The organism is Vibrio sp. R11-SG3-ISO9, from assembly GCF_059834255.1.
The window spans coordinates 1-15559 of the sequence record NZ_JCBDGU010000041.1; the positions used below are offsets into that span (position 1 = coordinate 1).

Consider the following 15559-nt stretch of genomic DNA (forward strand, 5'->3'; position numbering starts at 1 on the left):
TCACTCTCGCGAGTTGGCTGCCCTCTGTATGCGCCATTGTAGCACGTGTGTAGCCCTACTCGTAAGGGCCATGATGACTTGACGTCGTCCCCACCTTCCTCCGGTTTATCACCGGCAGTCTCCCTGGAGTTCCCGACATTACTCGCTGGCAAACAAGGATAAGGGTTGCGCTCGTTGCGGGACTTAACCCAACATTTCACAACACGAGCTGACGACAGCCATGCAGCACCTGTCTCAGAGTTCCCGAAGGCACCAATCCATCTCTGGAAAGTTCTCTGGATGTCAAGAGTAGGTAAGGTTCTTCGCGTTGCATCGAATTAAACCACATGCTCCACCGCTTGTGCGGGCCCCCGTCAATTCATTTGAGTTTTAATCTTGCGACCGTACTCCCCAGGCGGTCTACTTAACGCGTTAGCTCCGAAAGCCACGGCTCAAGGCCACAACCTCCAAGTAGACATCGTTTACGGCGTGGACTACCAGGGTATCTAATCCTGTTTGCTCCCCACGCTTTCGCATCTGAGTGTCAGTATCTGTCCAGGGGGCCGCCTTCGCCACTGGTATTCCTTCGAGATCTCTACGCATTTCACCGCTACACCTGAAATTCTACCCCCCTCTACAGTACTCTAGTTTGCCAGTTTCAAATGCAGTTCCGAGGTTGAGCCCCGGGCTTTCACATCTGACTTAACAAACCACCTGCATGCGCTTTACGCCCAGTAATTCCGATTAACGCTCGCACCCTCCGTATTACCGCGGCTGCTGGCACGGAGTTAGCCGGTGCTTCTTCTGCAGCTAACGTCAAGAGATGCCGCTATTAACGACACCCCCTTCCTCACTGCTGAAAGTACTTTACAACCCGAAGGCCTTCTTCATACACGCGGCATGGCTGCATCAGGCTTGCGCCCATTGTGCAATATTCCCCACTGCTGCCTCCCGTAGGAGTCTGGACCGTGTCTCAGTTCCAGTGTGGCTGATCATCCTCTCAGACCAGCTAGGGATCGTCGCCTTGGTGAGCCATTACCTCACCAACTAGCTAATCCCACCTAGGCATATCTTGACGCGAGAGGCCCGAAGGTCCCCCTCTTTGGCCCGTAGACATTATGCGGTATTAGCCATCGTTTCCAATGGTTATCCCCCACATCAAGGCAATTTCCTAGGCATTACTCACCCGTCCGCCGCTCGACGCCGTTATCGTTCCCCGAAGGTTCAGATAACTCGTTTCCGCTCGACTTGCATGTGTTAGGCCTGCCGCCAGCGTTCAATCTGAGCCATGATCAAACTCTTCAATTTAAGATTTTGTGACTCAATGAATACTGATTACATTACATAGTAATGTTGAATTGACTGTGCCGAATCTTACGATTCGAATTGGTCACTCAGTTCATTGAAATCAAGTTGAAACCGAAGTTTCATTTTTTGATATTCATCAACGAGTGCCCACACAGATTGATAGGTTTAAATTGTTAAAGAGCTTACTTCTAAAGTTCCGCTTGGAGCCTCTCGAAGTGGACGGTCATTCTAGCGAATTAGCTTTCAGTGTCAAACACTTTTTATCGCTAATTTTTCAAAGCATCTTAAATGCTTAATGCCGTCTTAATTGCTTTGTTCAAACCGCTTGGTTATCCCTGACAACGGAGGCGCATTATAGAGACAAATCCGATCTGCACAAGAGTAAATTCGAAATAAAATCGCTTTTACGAACTGTTCGAACACAAAGCAGACAAAACGTGCAAAATAAAAGCGAACTAAGCCATTTTGTTTAGTTCGCTCTTGTAATCGACCTAGTTTTTATTGATGAGCAACGATTCGATCGTTATGGACTAACAGCTGAACTTTTTTGTCCGGATTAACCTTACCTGCCAATATCGCTTTCGCTAGCGGGTTCTCAACACTCTGTTGAATCGCTCGTTTTAATGGTCTTGCACCATATACTGGATCAAAGCCAACTTGAGCAATCAGGTCAAGCGCCTTCTCGGACACTTCCAACTCATAGCCATTGTCTTCCATTCGCTTACTTAAATGTTTTAGCTGTATAGAAGCAATCGACTTAATGTGTTCTTGTCCCAATGGATGGAACACAACGCTTTCATCAACACGGTTCAAGAACTCTGGCCTGAAGTGCTTACTAACTACTTCCATTACCTCATTCTTGATTCCTTGGTAATCCAAAGCTGAGAAGTTTTCTTGAATTCGCGAAGACCCAAGATTCGACGTCATAATGACAACTGTATTTCTAAAATCGACAGTTCGACCTTGTCCATCAGTCAGGCGACCGTCATCAAGCACTTGAAGTAGGATATTGAAAACATCAGGGTGCGCCTTTTCCACTTCATCTAACAGAATCACCGAATAAGGCTTACGTCTTACCGCTTCAGTTAAATAGCCACCTTCTTCATAGCCAACATAACCAGGAGGAGCACCAACTAAACGAGCAACCGAGTGTTTCTCCATGAACTCCGACATATCAATCCGAACCATGGCGTCATCACTGTCGAACATAAAGTTCGCTAGGGTTTTACATAGCTCTGTTTTACCAACACCTGTCGGACCTAGGAATAGGAATGAGCCAATTGGTTTGTTTGGATCAGACAGGCCAGCCCTGCTTCGACGAATTGCATTGGCAACTACTTCTACTGCTTCAGCCTGACCTATAACGCGCTTATGAAGTACAGACTCCATTTGCAACAACTTCTCTTTTTCAGCTTCAAGCATCTTAGAAACAGGAATACCGGTTTGCTTTGACAACACTTCGGCAATTTCAGTATCCGTAACCTTGTTTCTCAGAAGCGTCATTTCTTGCATTTCCGCTTGAGTGGCAAGGTCTAACTGCTTTTCTAACTCAGGGATACGCCCGTACTGTAGTTCAGACATTCGGTTTAGATCACCGGCACGACGTGCAAAGTCCATATCCATACGAGCCTGTTCTAGCTCTGACTTAATATGTTGGGTGCCAGATAGTGCCGCTTTTTCTGCATTCCACACTTCTTCTAACTCAGCAAATTCACGCTCTTTCTCAAGCAGCTCGTTTTCCAGAGTTTTAAGACGCTTTTCACTGGCATCATCATTCTCATTTGTCAGCGCTTGCTGCTCAATTTTAAGTTGAATGATTTTACGCTCTAGCTTATCCAGAGATTCTGGCTTGGAGTCGATCTGCATACGAATACTTGATGCTGCTTCATCAATGAGGTCGATGGCTTTATCCGGTAGTTGACGATCTGAGACATAACGATGCGAAAGACTCGCCGCCGCAACAATCGCAGGGTCAGTGATCTCAACATGATGGTGCAATTCGTAACGCTCTTTTAGACCACGCAGGATTGCCACGGTATCTTCAACCGTTGGTTCATCCACCAGCACTTTTTGGAAACGACGCTCTAATGCCGGGTCTTTCTCTATATATTGGCGGTATTCATCCAACGTAGTCGCACCAACACAGTGAAGTTCGCCGCGAGCCAAAGCCGGTTTCAGCATGTTGCCCGCATCCATAGAGCCTTCGCCTTTACCGGCACCAACCATTGTATGAATCTCATCTATAAAGAGGATGACGTTACCCTCTTCTTTCGATAATTCATTGAGAACTGCTTTCAAGCGCTCTTCAAACTCACCACGATACTTAGCGCCAGCGACCAATGAGCCCATATCAAGTGACAACACTCGACGACCACGCAGACCTTCTGGTACTTCATTATTAATGATGCGCTGAGCGAGCCCTTCCACAATCGCCGTTTTACCTACGCCAGGCTCACCGATAATCACAGGGTTGTTTTTGGTGCGGCGTTGCAATACTTGAATGGTGCGACGGATTTCGTCATCACGGCCAATTACAGGATCGAGCTTGCCTTGCTCTGCACGCTCGGTAAGGTCTACCGTAAACTTCTCCAAAGCTTGGCGTTTGTCTTCGGCGTTTGGATCATCCACTTTCTGACCACCGCGAATCTGCTCTATAGCTTGAGATAGCTTTTGCTCGGTTAAGCCAAGCTCTTTAAGCAAATTACCTAACGGACCACGGTCTTCAATTGCTGCAAGTAGGAAGATTTCTGAAGATATATAGGTGTCTTGACGCTTTTGAGCCACCTTGTCACACATGTTAAACAAAGTGCCCATCGCACTTGATAGCTGTACATCACCACCGATGCCACTCACTTTTGGTACGCGATCAAGGATCTCGCTCAATTTAGAGCGCAGCTGAACAACATCAATATTCAACATGGTCAGCAACGGACGAATCGCACTACCATCTTGATTTAATAGTGACACCATTAGGTGTACAGGTTCGATATATTGGTGATCACGACCTAATGCGAGAGACTGAGCATCAGATATCGCAATTTGAAATTTACTGGTGAATCGATCGAGACGCATTCCAACCTTCCTACTTATAGATATGTTTATCTTATGAATAGAAGATGGATACGGTATCTGTCATTTTCAAGGGGAAGGGAGTGAACTATCACGCAGAAAGTTCACTGTTTTTGCGATTAATCTAGCCAGATAAAGGTGGCTTGACGACCTGTTATTCCATCGCGGCGATAAGAGTAAAAATTATCAGGGTCAGCGTAGGTACACAGATTGCAATCATACACTTGGGTCACACCAATATTAGCAAGACGTTGAGTTGCTAATTGAGACATATTAGCTAGCCACTTCTGAGTATCTGGTTTCACTCGAAATGCCTGTTCGGCCTTTACATCAAAACCAACAAAAGCATCCAATACATCTTGGCCAACTTCAAAAGCGTCTTGACCAATAGCAGGCCCTAACCAAGCCAATAAAGGATTACTGTCATCAATATTAGTGAACTTAGCCACAGCGTTTTCGACAATCCCACCCGCTAAGCCGCGCCAACCGGCATGAACCGCAGCAACTTGTGTGCCCTTACTGTCCGTTAATAGCACTGGCAGACAGTCTGCAGTCATCGCAGATAACACGACGCCTTGTTGAGTAGTAAAACTGCCATCTGCATCGAGAATCTTGGAAGTTGGCTCAAACACTGAAACAACATCTGTTGAATGAGTCTGGTTAAGCCAAACAGGTGCACTCGGCATCTGAGATTGTTGCTGTAACCAGTCTCGATTCTTTTGCACCAGATTAATGTCATCCCCAACGTGACTACCCAAATTCAGACCTTGATACTGAGCCTGCGAAAAACCATCGACTCGAGTTGAAGCAAAGGCTTTTACATTACTTGGAGCGTTCCAATTCGGGATAATCATCGTCATGGTTAGATGTCGTCTTCTTTATTGTCTCGTGCGTCAACACGCAGCGCTTCTGCCATCACAATCATATCCTGTGGTACAGGAGCGTGGAACTCCATCTCTTCACCAGAGATTGGGTGCTCAAAACGAAGCATTACCGCGTGAAGCGCCTGACGATCAAATGAACGGATCATTTGCGTTAGTTCTTCAGAAGCACCTTTAGGAATTCGCGCACGACCACCGTATGCCAAGTCACCTAAAAGCGGATGCTGTAGGTAAGACATGTGTACACGGATTTGGTGAGTACGACCCGTTTCTAGACGAAGACGAATACGCGTGTGCTCACGGAAGTGTTCAGCAACACGGTAGTGAGTAATCGCAGGTTTACCCAACTCATTCACTGCCATTAGCGTACGTTTTGTAGAGTGGCGACCAATCGGTTTTTCAACCATGCCACCCGCTGTCATTTTACCGATCGCAATCGCCTCGTATTCACGAGTAATACGGCGCTTTGATAGCGCTCGAACTAGACGCGTTTGTGCTGGTACTGTTTTCGCAACCACCATTAGGCCAGTGGTGTCTTTATCAAGACGGTGAACAATACCTGCACGCGGTACTTCTGCGATTTGTGGGTAGTGGTGTAGGAGCGCGTTTAGCACGGTTCCATCCGGCGTACCTGCACCTGGGTGTACAACAAAATCGCGAGGTTTGTTGATCACCAATAAATCGTCATCTTCGTAAACGATATCCAAAGGAATATCTTGTGCTTCCCAGCGCTCTTCATCTTCAAGTTCAGCTTGTAAGATGATCTCTTCACCGCCCATAACCTTGATACGAGGTTTAGTAACAACTTCGCCATCCACTTGGATTTTGCCGTCAAGAAGCCACTCTTTAATGCGAGAGCGAGAGAAATCGGTAAAGAGTTCAGCAACAGCTTGGTCTAAACGTTGACCTAACTGGCTGCTTTTTACTGTGTCTGTTAATGTGATCTGCTGAGCCATATCGAACTTTTTTAAAAACCGTGAGACTAATACCCATTAGTATGGATAAAATAGATTAATTGCATCATTGTATCTGTTACTGGTTAGAAAGTAACGGAAGCGAACAAAATATTTAAATTCAAGGAATCGACGCCTGACATGAAACACCTCACTTTATCGGGTCTATTAGCTGTATCACTGTTAGTTGGTTGTAGTAGCAGTGAAGAGATCGTCCCAGATGTACCGCCATCGGTTCTATATTCTGATGCACAAGAATCTCTACAAAGTGGTAGCTGGTTATCTGCGATTGAAAAATTAGAAGCGCTAGACTCTCGTTACCCATTCGGTGCGTACTCAGAACAAGTACAGCTAGACCTTATCTACGCTTACTACAAGAACGATGACCTAGCGCTGGGATTGGCGACTATTTCACGATTCTTACGTTTAAACCCAACGCACGAAAAACAAGACTGGGTTCTATACATGCGCGGGTTAACGCACATGGCGCAAGACCGTAACTTCATGCACGACCTGTTCAACATCGATCGTAGCGACCGTGATCCAGAGCCTGTGAAGCTTGCTTTTGCAGACTTCAAAAAGCTACTAGAGCGTTTCCCTGCAAGCCCTTACGCGGAAGATGCGCAAAAACGTATGTTCGCGCTGAAAAACCGTTTAGCTGAATATGACTTAGCAACGGCTGATTTCTATCTTCGTCGTGAGGCGTGGATTGCTGCAATCAACCGCACACAAGAGCTGCAGAAAACTTATCCAGATACCATTGCTGCACGCAAATCTCTAGCGATCCAATTAGAAGCTTACAAGCAACTAGGTCTTGAAGATGCTGTGGCAAGAACAGAACAGTTGATTGAGCTAAACCCTCTTCCGTAACCAACGTTCTATAATCTAATTGATAGAAAAGCACACCTCACATGGTGTGCTTTTTTTTGGACTGCGTGTGGTAAATATTGATGAATTAACAATCAAAAGGTATCTTTAATGAATAACCATTAACAAAACATCAACATGGAGCGTGGATGTGAGCAGGTTGTTATTACTGATCTTGATGGTGGTTTATGTCCCCATCTCAAATGCCTTAGAGCTATCTCCCTTGAGTAATGAGCCATATAAAGGCGACCTTGATACACTCAGCAAAAAAGGGATGGTTCGAGTGCTGGTTTCCGCAGATTTAGGTTTCTACTTCATAGAAGATGGTAAGCCAAAGGGCATCATCGCAGAGATGCTTTATCACTTTGAGAAGAGCCTGAGAAAGAAGCACCCGTATATCAATGTGCAGATCATTCCTGTACAGCGTGATGATCTCCTTCCCTCACTGCAATCTGGTCACGGTGATGTTGCGGTCGCTAACCTCACTATCACTGAAAAACGACTTCAGGTAGTCGACTTCTCTGCGCCAATGATCAAAGACGCTAAAGAGCTAATCATTACCGGTAAAGACGAAGCACCTCTCGAAGATCTATCTCAATTAAGTGGCAAAGAAGTGTGGATAAGGGCTAGTTCAAGTTACTTTGAAAGCGTTCAACGCGTGAATAAAGAGTTGGACGAGATGAACCTCCCACCTCTATATGTCCACTTCATTGAAGAGACACTGCAAGACTACGAGCTTATCGAACTGGTCAATCAAGGCTACATTCAAGCAACGATACTCGATAGCCACAAAGCCAAGTTATGGACCAACGTGATGGACAATATACAAGTTCACCATGAACTGCCGTTGCGTGAAAACAGCCAGATAGCTTGGGCACTACGCAAGGAAAGCCCTCAGCTTAAACAAGAGCTCAACAAATACGTTCGCCAAGCTCGCAGTGGAACTTTGCTCGGGAACGTCATTTATCAAAAGTACATCGATGATACACGTTGGCTGAGCCGAGCACTAAACCCAAACAAGGTTGACCGTGTTGCTAAGCTCTCTGGCGTCTTTGAAAAATACTCGACTCGTTATGAATTCGACCCATTGATGATGTCTGCACAAGGGTTTCAAGAATCAGGGCTGGATCAAAGTCGTGTTTCTCACAAGGGCGCTATTGGAGTCATGCAGGTACTACCAAGTACTGCGAAAGACAAAAACGTCAACATTAGGAATATTCATAAGGTCGACAACAATATCCATGCTGGCGTGAAATACATGCGCTTTATCAAGGACCGCTACTTCAGTGATCCAGAAATATCACCAGATAATCAGCTCTATTTTACTCTCGCTGCCTATAACGCTGGCCCCGCTAAAATTCGTAAAATGCGCTACCTTGCAAAAAAGCATGGCTACGACCCTAATGTCTGGTTTAAGAATGTTGAGATCATGACGAGAAAATACGTGAGTCGCGAACCAGTAACCTATGTCACCAACATCAATCGTTACTTTGTAATCTACAAACAGCTAGAGGCAATTGGCGCAATACGTGGTATTGGCCCTACCGCTGCCAATAAACCTAAATAGACAATGGCGATATTAGTAAAACTGAGGACAAGTTCACGGCTCCATTAATTTGTCCATAAACACCAAAAAGCCGCTTGAGATAGCACTCAAGCGGCTTTTTAAATTTGACAGATTTTCGGGGAATATCTTGGTGTGACATAAATCACAAAACAACACTGTTCAATTATTCACCGCACACCTTTTAAAGGCTGTACGATTTCCCTAAAAACTGAAGTAATTTTTAGCGAACCCTTGGTTTCAATTTATCCTTTTTATTATTGATAACAAGCATTTTTCTCGAAAAACGTAACAATTTTTGCGTGAGATCACATTTGATTTCAATCCTAAAAAACCGCCACCAAAACAAGATCTAGATCACATTCTTTCCCATCCAAAAACGTAATCTGGAGTTAACCCATGAGGGATACAACAGAGGAAAACTTCTATGAAAATGAACATCACTGGTAAGAATATCGACATCACCTCTGCAATCCGTGAGCACATAGAAAGTAAATTTAAGAAGCTAGAAAAATGGCAAGTAGACATCATCGGCTGCCAAGCAAGCTTTAGCGAAGAGCCTAACAAGAAGAAGAAGTTTGAAGCGGTAATTACCGTACCAAAAGGCAAGCTTGTTGCTTCATCAATCCACGATGACCTATACGTTGCCGTTAATGAGGTTGAACAAAAGTTAGAACGACAACTGAATAAGCTAAGACACAAACCTGAAGCTCGCCGCGCTGAAAAGCCTCAAATTGAAGAGCTAGAAGCTGAAGTAGAATAATAGAAATAAAAGGATTCGAAGATAGCGCCAATACGGCGCTATTTTTTTGCTTGACGCTTGTAGCTCGCTTGCTTATTGTGTTTAAACATTCAAAAAACAAACCATTTTTATGCACACTCAAACTCTGTTTATTTTTGACTTCTTTTTCCTTCCGTAAATCGGAGGCTAAATCGTTTTAGAAAAACAAGTCAAAAACGAACAGAAAGCCTCCCACTCAAGGGAGGCTTTTTTATAAGGACCCATTTATGACTGACCAACCCATTTCGCTTGATGAAATTCGCCTTCGCTTAAATGATCTTGATGATCAGCTTCTAAGCTTACTCTCCGAACGCCGTAAACTCAGTATTGAGGTGGCTAAAAGCAAAGTAGAAACATCAAAGCCAGTTCGAGATGCCGTTCGTGAACAACAGCTATTAGTGAAGCTGATCGGTAATGGAAAAGAGAAGTACGACCTTGATGCTCAGTACATCACTAAACTGTTTCATACCATCATTGAAGATTCGGTACTTCTTCAACAGTCTTACTTGCAGAATCTTGCGAATCCACAAAGCCGTAAGCCTTTGGCTCGTGTCGCGTTTCTGGGGTCAAAAGGGTCATACTCACACCTTGCAAGCCGTGAATACTTCAGTCGCCGCAACACTGAGTTAATCGAGCTAAACTGCAATCACTTCAAAGAAGTCACATCCACTGTCGAGTCTGGTCATGCTGACTACGGTGTGCTTCCGATTGAGAACACCAGTTCAGGTTCAATCAATGAGGTATACGACCTACTTCAACACACAACGCTTTACATTGTGGGTGAGCTATCACAACCGATTGAGCACTGCTTAGTTGCGAAAAAAGATATTCGCCTAGAAGACATTACGACCCTGTACTCTCACCCACAGCCACACCAACAGTGCAGTGAGTTTTTGAGTCGTTTAAAAGGCGTGACTCTAGAGTCTTGCGCAAGCACTGCTGACGCAATGAAGAAGGTCAAAGACCTCGATGACGACACTGTGGCTGCAATCGGTAACTCTTCAAGCGGTAAACTGTATGGCCTTCAGCCAATTCAAGGCAACATTGCCAACCAAACCGAAAACCATACTCGCTTTATCGTGGTTGCGCGTAAGCCTGTTGAAGTATCAACTCAAATCCCTGCGAAAACGACTTTGATCATGTCAACTTCGCAAGAAGCGGGCTCTCTAGTGGAAACACTACTGATTCTTCAACGCTACGGTATCAACATGACTAAGCTAGAATCGCGTCCAATTATGGGTAATCCTTGGGAAGAGATGTTCTATGTTGATCTAGAAGCTCACCTAGATTCTGACAACATGCAGCAAGCAATTACCGAACTAACGACAATTACACGTCATCTGAAAGTCTTAGGTTGCTACCCAAGCGAGAACATTAAGGCGACTCAAGTTAAGCTTCCATAGCTTGTGAGCTAGAGTTTTCTGACAGAAACTTGTTAACAAAATGCTCACTTAGTTAAAAAATAAAATAAGTAACTACTGACTTATTAGTATAGAAACCGTACAATCACCCTATTAAGAGGTGATGTATGCGTTTTTTATATTCATTCGTGAGTGGCTTACTTATTTTGTCTATGCCATATCTTGCACAGGCAAAGAACGACCCGATCCTCACAATCTTCAACTGGCAATACTACCTTTCTGATCACGTCATCGCTCTGTGGGAAAAAGAGACGGGCGTTACCATCAAACAGGTGTACTTCGATAGTGACACCAAGCGCGACAGTACCATCAATCAATTAACTCGCAATGATATTGATATCGCGATTCTCGATGAAGTTTCGGCTCGCAACTTCTCTCGTCAAAATCGGCTCAATAAACTCAGTGATAGTCCGCTAATTACTAATCAGTCCCATATTCCTGAACTTTGGCGTAACCAATGTGGTGCTCATGCTGTTCCTTATTTTTGGGGCACTATAGGTCTTATCTACCGTAAGGATATCTTCCCTACACCGCCCACTAGCTGGAACGACATCCTCACACCAAAGCCCGAGCATCAAGGGCATTTGGTGATGCAGAGCGATTACAGTGATTTACTACTTCCCTCCCTGTTCGTGCGTGGCGTATCGGCTCACACCACCAACAAGGAGGTGTTGAAAGAGGTATATCAAGAACTAGTGGCACAGATCCCGTATGTCAAAACTTATGAATACTTGTTGACCTATGTAGAACAAGATCCATCACGAGCGAGAGACATCCATCTTGCGATGGGCTACAGCGGCGATGCAGTGACGTTACAGACTTTTACGCCTGACTATGAATGGGGCTTCCATGTCCCTGACGAAGGCACCATTTTATGGGTTGACTGCCTTGCTGTACTGAAAACTGCTCCGAATCCTGATTTGGCCGCGCGATTTTTGAACTTTCTCCATCGCCCAGACATCGCAGCACTTAATGCTCTCGATTTAGCGATGACCACAACTAATAGTCAAGCGCATCAACACGTACCACCCTACGAGAAACAGAATTTAGCCCTCTACCCAGACCAAAACTTGCTCGATAAGGCGCAGTTCTACTCTACGTTGATCAACACATCGATGACCCTTCGAACCAGAATTAGCCATGCTGTTATTCTTCAACATCGACAACTCAACGATGATGATTAGATCGTTTTCCCAAACTGTTTTCGATTTGGTTTCTGTTTGCGCACTGGCATTATTTCTAGGGCCCTATATCCAAGACAACACACTGTTCACTTCACAGTAAACTATTAACAAAATTGCAATTGATAGAAGACTCACCATTAATAACATAAACTTTAGAACTAAAATCATTAATAATGTTGTGAAAAGTCATGAAGCTAAGCACTAAAATATTACTTCTCATAGCTCCCGTGATTCTTTGTAGCGCTGCCGCTTCTAGTTACATCATCTACACAACTCAGAAAAGCAGCTTTATCAAACGCGAAGACAACGCCCTCCAGCTCAGTATGGAAAAGCTGGCCGGGCACTTTCGTCAATCTCGCTCGTTTCTCAACAGTTATTCTTATACCCTCACTAAAAGCGACATCGTCAAACGCTATTTCTTAGGTGGTGACAATCCTTATAGAGAATTGGAACTCATCGATAACTTGCAGCAAACCATTCAACTGCTTCAAGATGGCAACGAGAGTTTTACTGGCCTGGCATTGTTGGATGGCAATCGAAACCTGAGTTATTACGCAGAGAACAGCAGCGATCCATTTGCTGAGATGGATCCAAAGATTCTCAAATACATCAATGACAAGTACTTAGAGACGTCAGCTACGTCAGACATCAGCTACACGCAAAATTCACAAGGGGAAGGTATCTTAGTTCGCTATGAGCTTCTCGATAAACGTACCATCTCGACACCACTAAGTTATCAATTGGACGACGTTTTCTTCGTAGTGGTTTCTGTTTCTCTAGATAGGTTCAACGCTCTACGCAAACAGATAGAGTTTGAATACCAAACTAGCCTGTTTTTCTCTTCGGCTCCCGTGGCACCAGAAACTGAATTAACCCAATCAGTGAAACTGGCGCCGAGTCTCTACGTCACGGTGGATCCGGCCAAATTCTTACTCGACAACAAACTACGCTCAATATGGAATGAGATTAGCTTCTCTTTCGGCCTATCTGCCTTGGTAACGGTTATTTTGTTGTTGATGCTACTTTCTCGCAGCGTGATTAACCCAATAGCAAGGTTAGATCGCCAACTTAGACAAGTGGAAAAACGCCAAAGAGCAAACATTGAGCGTCAGAGTAGCAACGATGAAATCGGTCGTCTTTCTGAACGATTTTACGATATGTATCAAGAGCTTGATGATACATACCAGCAAACTAAGATATTGGCTGAGAACGACCCTCTGACCAAGATTGCCAATCGTCACCAATTTCAATCGTTCGTCCAACGAGCTTTGCCAGAGAGTAATCCCACCAGCAATACTTGGATCCTCTACTTGGATCTCGACAACTTTAAGTTCGTTAATGACAAGTATGGACACCAAGTCGGTGACTCTATCCTGATCGCATTTTCAGAGCGAATCACGGCATTATGTAGAGAATATCAAACTAATCACTTTGCTCACTGTATGCCTGCTCGTCTGTCCGGCGATGAGTTTGTGGTTTTCATCAACGCGCCTGCGGTATCAGGTGACATTGATCGCGCCTTCTCAGAGCAATTACTGGAGCCACTGCAGCAGGGCTTTGTAACTCGTGCTGGCAATTTTCCTATCACGGTTAGTATTGGCGTTGCGACTTACCCAGACGATGGCGTCGAAATTGAGAAGCTACTGTCGAGTGCAGATACTGCGATGTATCAGGCAAAGCGTGCAGGAAAAAACCAGTCAGCCTACTATTCACGTGACTTAGACAAAGTCATTCAGCGTCAAGCTAACATCGAGCGAGCACTGCGCGATCAAAACTATGATGAAGAGTTCAGTCTCGTGTACATGCCTTATATGAACGCGAATGGAGATACCGTTGTCGGCTTCGAAGTACTGCTTCGTTGGCACTCAAAACAGTTGGGATTTGTCGCTCCCGACGAGTTTATCCCGATTGCTGAGCAAACTGGGCTATTCGAACAAGTCGACAAATGGGTAATTGAGCACGCCTTTGGCGATTTCGACCAACTGCAATCTCAGTTTGAGCGCCCCGTTCAGCTATCAATTAACCTCTCTTCTGCCGGTATTGAATCAACTCACTTAGCCGAGTTTATTGACCACCACGCAGATGCGAACAATATCCCTCCGTACTTAATTGATTTTGAAATCACTGAGACGTTTGAATCAGGCTCGCAAGGCTTCCCGCTACTTAACGAACTATCTCGAATGGGCTACATGTTAGCGATCGATGATTTTGGCTCTGGTTTCACGTCTATAACTCAGCTGGTTCAGTACCCGACTCAAAAAATAAAACTGGACAAAGGTTTCCTTGAGACCTTGATTGCAACAGACAACCAGAACATAGTAAAACCCGTCATTGAGCTATGCCACGCACAAGGCAAACAAGTAACGGCCGAGGGTATTGAGACGCAAGCCATGCACCAGTGGTTAGTTGAAGCAGAATGCGACCTTTTACAAGGCTACTATTTTGGCAAACCGATGCCACTAGAAGAGCTCGGTGTATGGTATAAAAGCCATCAAGCCCGATGGGGTGCATCAACAGAAAAAGCACTAGCAAAATAACGATAAGAAAGAGAATCATGAAAACAGTCATTATCGCGTCACTCAACCCAGCTAAAATCAACGCAGTAAAAAGTGCTTTTGAAGCGGCTTTCCCTCAGCAAGAATTTGACTTCAAAGGCGTCAGCGTTGCGAGTGGTGTTGCTGATCAGCCGATGAGCAACGAAGAGACCTACCAAGGTGCCGTCAACCGTGTTTGCAATGCAACTCAAGCTATCCCAGAGGGCGATTTTTACGTCGGCTTAGAAGCAGGGATTGAAGGCAATGTAACCTTTGCTTGGATGGTGATTGAATCTAACGGCCAACGCGGCGAATCTCGCTCTGCTAGCCTGATGCTACCGCCGCAAGTTATTGAGAAACTTGCACACGCTAACGAGCTTGGTGATGTTATGGACGAGGTGTTTGGTACTGACAACATCAAACAGAAGGGAGGTGCGATTGGATTGCTTACCCATAACCAACTCACGCGAAGCTCGGTATACCATCAAGCGCTGATCTTAGCTCTGATCCCATTTGTAAACCCAGAACACTTCCCAAGCCATTAACCTGTAATAAAGCGAAATTCGCGATACTGATAACCATATTACAGAAAGCAAAAACGCTAGCCGAAGCTAGCGTTTTTAGATTGTACTGACAAGTAGACGCACTTACTTTAGCAATAGCTGGGCAATCTCTTGCTTTTCTTGTTCCGATTTAGCTTTTAGCTCATTCGAACCGCGAGTTATGGTTGCAACACCAACTCCCAGCATTTGACTGATTTGTCGCTGAGACAGATCGCCCTTCATCAGTTCACACAGAATATTTACGCGAGCGACTAAAGCTTCACGCTCATCAGGGGTCATCATCATGGTCAGTAGTAGCTCATGCTGATCATTTTCAGCGGCACTCTTTACTAAATCCATCAACTCTTGCCAATTACTGTACTCTGGTTGTGGTGCCATATCCCTACACTTATCTCTTGTTGTCATTCTATTAAACAAAGGCAGACGCGCTGCGACTGCCTTTTAATGTATACCGA

The 15559-nt window shown here is 44.9% G+C and carries 11 protein-coding genes, 1 rRNA gene and 1 other annotated feature; of the genes, 7 read left to right on the forward strand and 5 right to left on the reverse strand.

Features of this window, described 5'->3' with window-relative positions:
• From AC6R05_RS13405 to rluD, 4 genes are all read right to left on the reverse strand, one after another.
• Nucleotides 1–1287: ribosomal RNA gene (locus tag AC6R05_RS13405) — 16S ribosomal RNA — on the reverse strand; the annotation flags it as partial.
• Nucleotides 1288–1785: 498 nt separating this feature from the next.
• Entirely contained in the window at nucleotides 1786–4359 is a 2574-nt protein-coding gene (gene clpB / locus AC6R05_RS13410; RefSeq protein ID WP_032553208.1) for an ATP-dependent chaperone ClpB, read from the reverse strand.
• A 116-nt stretch (nucleotides 4360–4475) separates the two neighbouring features.
• A complete protein-coding gene (gene pgeF / locus AC6R05_RS13415) occupies nucleotides 4476–5216 on the reverse strand; it encodes a peptidoglycan editing factor PgeF (protein WP_500647666.1) in 741 nt (246 codons plus the stop codon).
• Between the two features lie 2 nt (nucleotides 5217–5218).
• Nucleotides 5219–6193, reverse strand: a complete 975-nt coding sequence (gene rluD / locus AC6R05_RS13420) for a 23S rRNA pseudouridine(1911/1915/1917) synthase RluD (protein ID WP_032553205.1) — start codon at nucleotides 6191–6193, stop codon at nucleotides 5219–5221.
• 138 nt (nucleotides 6194–6331) lie between these two features.
• On the opposite strand from rluD, the gene AC6R05_RS13425 reads away from it, so the two are divergent.
• The 7 genes from AC6R05_RS13425 to yjjX all read left to right on the forward strand — a co-directional run bounded on the left by AC6R05_RS13425 (nucleotide 6332) and on the right by yjjX (nucleotide 15086).
• Entirely contained in the window at nucleotides 6332–7060 is a 729-nt protein-coding gene (locus tag AC6R05_RS13425) for an outer membrane protein assembly factor BamD (protein WP_032553203.1), read from the forward strand.
• 142 nt (nucleotides 7061–7202) lie between these two features.
• A complete protein-coding gene (locus AC6R05_RS13430; RefSeq protein ID WP_500647667.1) occupies nucleotides 7203–8624 on the forward strand; it encodes an MltF family protein in 1422 nt (473 codons plus the stop codon).
• Between the two features lie 424 nt (nucleotides 8625–9048).
• A complete protein-coding gene (hpf, locus tag AC6R05_RS13435) occupies nucleotides 9049–9384 on the forward strand; it encodes a ribosome hibernation-promoting factor, HPF/YfiA family (RefSeq protein ID WP_032553202.1) in 336 nt (111 codons plus the stop codon).
• Nucleotides 9385–9495: 111 nt separating this feature from the next.
• Nucleotides 9496–9617: a sequence feature (Phe leader region), on the forward strand.
• 12 nt (nucleotides 9618–9629) lie between these two features.
• Entirely contained in the window at nucleotides 9630–10805 is a 1176-nt protein-coding gene (gene pheA, locus AC6R05_RS13440) for a prephenate dehydratase (RefSeq protein ID WP_032553201.1), read from the forward strand.
• Nucleotides 10806–10930: 125 nt separating this feature from the next.
• Complete coding sequence (locus AC6R05_RS13445; protein WP_500647668.1) at nucleotides 10931–12007, forward strand: ABC transporter substrate-binding protein; 1077 nt, start codon at nucleotides 10931–10933, stop codon at nucleotides 12005–12007.
• 188 nt (nucleotides 12008–12195) lie between these two features.
• The gene (locus AC6R05_RS13450) at nucleotides 12196–14544 is read left to right on the forward strand and encodes an EAL domain-containing protein (protein ID WP_500647669.1); all 2349 of its coding nucleotides are present in this window, start codon (nucleotides 12196–12198) and stop codon (nucleotides 14542–14544) included.
• A gap of 17 nt (nucleotides 14545–14561) precedes the next feature.
• Entirely contained in the window at nucleotides 14562–15086 is a 525-nt protein-coding gene (gene yjjX, locus AC6R05_RS13455; protein WP_390519974.1) for an inosine/xanthosine triphosphatase, read from the forward strand.
• Between the two features lie 102 nt (nucleotides 15087–15188).
• Here yjjX and trpR read toward each other — a convergent pair whose 3' ends face one another.
• The gene (trpR, locus tag AC6R05_RS13460; RefSeq protein WP_032553199.1) at nucleotides 15189–15482 is read right to left on the reverse strand and encodes a trp operon repressor; all 294 of its coding nucleotides are present in this window, start codon (nucleotides 15480–15482) and stop codon (nucleotides 15189–15191) included.
• Nucleotides 15483–15559 lie beyond the last annotated feature (77 nt).